Annotated in this window: 3 protein-coding genes; 2 read left to right on the top strand and 1 reads right to left on the bottom strand. The window is 35.6% G+C overall.

Annotated features, from left to right (window positions below):
• A partial coding sequence (locus tag SVN78_08250) for a chloride channel protein (protein MDY6821595.1) occupies positions 1-355 on the bottom strand: 355 nt, incomplete at its 3' end.
• Positions 356-524: 169 nt separating this feature from the next.
• On the opposite strand from SVN78_08250, the gene SVN78_08245 reads away from it, so the two are divergent.
• Together SVN78_08245 and SVN78_08240 are read left to right on the top strand one after the other, a co-directional pair.
• A complete protein-coding gene (locus SVN78_08245; GenBank protein MDY6821594.1) occupies positions 525-5,006 on the top strand; it encodes a PilC/PilY family type IV pilus protein in 4,482 nt (1,493 codons plus the stop codon).
• A partial coding sequence (locus SVN78_08240; GenBank protein ID MDY6821593.1) for a prepilin-type N-terminal cleavage/methylation domain-containing protein occupies positions 5,006-5,210 on the top strand: 205 nt, incomplete at its 3' end. The genes SVN78_08245 and SVN78_08240, both read left to right, overlap by 1 nt.

Genomic DNA, 5,210 nt, shown 5'->3' with positions numbered 1-5,210 from the left:
CACCATTTTTTAGATGTATTGCTTTTATTGCTGCATCTGTACCATGTCCTTCTGCTTCAGGACAAAAGGTGTATATTAATACGCCACTTATAAGACCTCCCAAGGTTGGTATAATTAATAACATCCACCGTTTAAATTCAATATTTTTTAAGGGAAATAGGAAGCTCTCTCCACCAGTCTCTTCAAGAGGTAAACCAGCTATATGATTAAGGAAAAATATAGAACTACTTTGAAGAAGTATAAAGAATATTATAGCTCCAATCCCTGAGACTATACCAACAATAATGCCTAAAATGAACCATCTGCCAATGACAGGGAGATTAAGATTCTTTAAGATATTATGTATTGTATTCATATTTTAAATTGATCAATCCACAAAGATGTATCATCTAAAAAAAACTATGTTTTGTCAATCAACTTTAATTTTTTTTGTAAAATTATTTTTAATTTTTTATTATTTTTAATATTTGATTTGATTTATATATAGCGCGTTATATAATAAAAATAAATAAACTAAATATTTTATGAAAAAATTAATTATTATATTATTATTGTTTATTTCTGCGACTCTAAGTTCTTTATATGCACAGAATGAATGCCCAAATATTGATAATTACTCATATCTACCCCCATCAATAAAGACAAATGATTATGTTAATATTTTGTTTTTGTTAGATTTCAGTGCTTCTATGCTTGAAAAAGCATTTTATAATAATACGGAAAATGAAAATCTAAGTGGTTATTTTTCGCCAGATGTGGAATACTGTATAGATACAGAATTTACTGGAACAACTGAATCACTTTTGGGGAATCTATCACCAGGAGCGATTACTGCAGTAAGTGATAACCTAACAACGGAACAACAAAATCAATTGTCAAGTATATCAGATAATGCTTCAGCCTCAAGAAACGCAAGCTCAGTGCCTGACATGTATATTGATTGTAGAGACGCATCAGCAGTCGACTTAGGATCCATCATAAGTGGACTTACTGGTGCTATAACGAGTTTAATAAGTAGTGGTGGTCTCTGTTTAACAGCTGATCAGGTTTCTGCTTTCTTAGAGCCTTTCTTACAACTTGCAGGGGCTGTTTTATCAAGTGGTGGAAGTGGTCTTGGCTATCAGATGAATGCAGCAAAGATGTCAAGGAATGACTATGTTACCCGCATCTTAACTGGCGGAGAAGTTCAAGAATTGGGTAGGTGTGTAAGTGAGGAAAGTAATAGCTGTTTAGGTATGGGAACAAGTGAGGCTTGCTGTGGTGCAAATTGCACAGCAGTTGATCTAGGTATAATATTGCAACTTGTTTTGACTGTTGCCTCTGGGGGTACTACAGCTGCAGCAAGTAGTGCAACTACAGCGGCAACTAGTGCTACAAGTGCACTTTCAGGATCATCTATCTCACTCGTTATATGCTTGCCTGGGCTAACCTCTGAGGATAATTGCTCTAGCTATACTACAGAGGAGGAATGTACATCATCACAGGATAATTGCACATGGATTGAAAGGCACGCTGTAGTCTTAGCAGATAACAATACCGCTGTTAAGTGGAATAATGCAGATTCTTTTATAGAGGATTCAGGCAGCACAGATTTAATAAGCCAAAATAATAACCTGTGTAATATGGCCCTTGATTATACTATTAATGATGGTGGCACAAATAACTATATATATGAGGCAGATAATGAGACAACTGGTTGTCTAGAAGGTATATTACAAGATATTCAAGAGTGGGATGATAGGTATAAACCTAGGTTGGGAGGTGTTTTATACTCTAGTGCAGTAGATGAGAGCGTTCCATTAGATTTTGATTATACTTCCTTAGCAAATGCTATAAATAGTGCTGAAGTTGAGAGTGGTTCTACAGCTAATACAGATAGCGCAGTTAACGAGGCAAAAAATATGCTATCTGCAGATAGTGCAATGGAATTTAATGTAGATGGGGAAAATAGTGCTGTGCCTTGCACAAAGAATCTTATATTTTATATGAGTGATGGACTATGGGGGGAAACTGACCCTATAGGTAGTTTTCATGATATATGGGCAGGAGGCAGTGCTGATTTAAATACTAGTATTTCTGGTAATCAAAATATTGAGACCTATGCATTTAATATGAATTTAGGTGAGACTGAAGAACAAACTGTTAATAGTATGCAAAATACTGCAATCTTTGGAGGGTATAGGGATTATGATAATGATGGATGGCCATGTGGTTATACAGCTTTACCTGAAGATTCTAAGAGTGAACCAATTCCAGAACCTTGTCTTGAATGGGACAGTGGTTTAGATGGGATACCAGATAATTACTTTTTATATTATGATCCGAAGGAGTATGAGAGTTTAATAAAAGCTATCTTTGAGATGGCTGTGGAAGGCGCCTTAGAGCAGCATTATAATACAACAGCACCTGCAATCATGAGATTAAATGAGGATGATATGGGTCTTTGGGTTAATGCCTTTTATTTTCCAAAACTTATACACGAGGGGTTATCTGCAAATTGGAGGGGAGATGTGCAGGCTTATTTCTTAGATGAGAATAATAGCATAAGGGAAAATGATGATAATGATACTGACGATGAAGATTATAAATTATTTGATTTTATTGTAGATAATAACACCTATTCAGATAATCTAATAACTTTTACCTCAGGTGTTTTAGGGGATAATAATGATAATGAGACCGTTGAGGAGTTATATTCAACTATGGTATTAAACTATGGTGATACCTATGATAACCTCACCCCTGTAGATTGCGACCCCTATTATAAGGCACTATTGAAGTCGAATGAAGATATAGAGAGAACTGCACCTGTATTCTCTGCATTACTTGATAATGTAACAGTTAGAACAGAGAGGATAATATTATTAAACAATAATGAAATTGATGCGTTTACAAATATTGATGAGGGCCTTCAGTTTGATAACAATACAGATACAAGAAATCTTTTAAAAGATATTTGGTGTCTTAATAGTGATGATCATATAGATAGAATTATTGATCAACTTTTAAATGGTAAGAATGGTTTTTACTTTGGTGATATTATAAATTCATCGCCCGTTATAGTTCCGCCTACATCAGTTAACAATTATCACAATAAATATAATGATCTTTCATATTATGATTATATAAATTCTGAAAAAGTTCGTAACAGGCTACCCATTGTGATTGTTGGTAGTAATGATGGCATGGTACATGCCTTTTATACAGGATTGCCAAGTGATGATTTAGATACTGGTGATAATAGAAACACCCTTGGTCTCAATATAAAAGATAGCAATTACAATAGGGAGGAATATGAAGTAGGGCAAGAGTTATGGGCGTTTATGCCCTATAATGTTTTACCCTATTTACAGTGGTATAGTGCTGAGGGCATAAGATACCATATCCCAAAGATTGACTATAACTTTACGTTGGTTGATGCCTCAATTGGTGAAAATGGCAATGCGCCACCAGACGGTGAATTAACAGGTGATAGTTGGCGCACAATCCTGGTTGGGACAATGGGCTTTGGCGGCAAAAAATATGAGGCAGGCAATAGAACGTTTAGCTCCTCAATATTTGCATTAGATGTAACAAATACCGATCCAAGCGGTAATCTAGCAAATGGTGAGGCTGGGGAAGGTGAGAAACCTCAGTTTATGTGGGAGAGACAGTTGCCAGATAATAGTCTTGCATTAACAAAACCCACTATAATTAAAGTTGTGGGGGGTGAGTCAGATAAGAATTTTGTAAATGGTGATTGGTATGTAGTTGTGGGCAGTGGCCCTAATAATCCGCAGGCAGATAATTTTACAGAGAGCCCAAAACTCTACTTCTTTAATCTCAAAAATGGTGATTTAACAGAGGTAGAGGTTAATGACCCAGAAAAGGCAATAAGCGAGATCATGGAGGTTGATTCAGATAATAACTATAGTGATGATACATTATTCTTTGGTTCATATGACAATGAAACAGGTTCTCTATATGCAGTAGATATGAGTGGGGGCAACGTTGAAGATATAGAACAACCTGAAAATATAATAAGTGATGATTATGATGCCCCTTACTTTGCAAAACCTGAAAACACCTTTGATGAGTATGGCAATATCTGGGTATATGCTGCAAGTGGTAGACTTTTTAGTGATAAAGATATGCAAAAAATAGATAATCAAACTAACGATGAATTAGCAGAGCAATATTTATTAGGGCTTAAATTTGAAAGAAATAATGATGAACAAATTATGATAAATACTATTAGTAATGTATATGATGCTACTAATACTGAGGTAGAGGCGACAGTGGAGAGTGTTTCCTGTTATTGTGCTGGGGTTTATCTAGGGAAAGCTGATAATGTATCAGGTGGGCTTACATGTAGCAATTATAGCTGCTGTGAGGGCAACAATGAGGATAATAATGAATTTGGTTGTGAAATGGTTGTAGATTTTGTAGAAAATCCACGTATTAATTCAGAAGGTGGTATTACAGTAGAAGCCTTTGCAAGGGATAGTTTTGCAGCTGATGATGCACAATATAGTGGCTGGTCTATTAGCCTAGTAGATCTAATAGATGATAATTATGCAAATAATGAGAACCTAGAATATGATTATGGAGATGATTCTCTTTCCTATGAAAGGGCTTATTCAGCACCATCTGTATTTGGATCTTTAGTGAATTTTGTTACCTATACCCCAATTGTGAATCCCTGTACAGTGGCTGGCACCACAAGACTACATTCACTGCACTTTATGACGGGCACCCCATCTGGACAAATAACCTTTATGAGTGGCGACAATATACTTGAAAGCTCAACTGGTATTAACATAGGAGATACTGTCACAATGTCAGGAAGCACAGTTGTTGGTAGAGAGGGAATAAGCTTGCCACCCCCGACGGGTAAATCTATGACTAGTATAACAAATAAAGATGGTACTACTACAACCTTTGTTGGTTCAACTAGAATTACAGGGCAAAGCTCAGAAAACTCTTCTAGTGTTAATAGCAAGGTTATATTCAAAAAGATTAGATAATGGCATATATTTTTTCTAGCTTGCTACGAGATGTAAAGAATGACAGAAAAGCCTTTACTGTTATTGAACTTATTGTTGTTATTGCAATTATTGCAATACTTCTTGCGTTGTCGGTAATTGCTGTAAATAAGATTATAAGGCGTGAACATGTTGTTAGTGAAGCTGACAGACTAGCATCCCTTTTAAAAGAGGCGCAGAAATATT

The sequence above is a fragment of the Deferribacterota bacterium genome, assembly GCA_034189185.1.
Lineage (GTDB): Bacteria > Chrysiogenota > Deferribacteres > Deferribacterales > UBA228 > UBA228.
The sequence above is the reverse complement of the archived record's forward strand: the minus strand, read 5'-3'. Positions and strand labels throughout refer to the sequence as shown.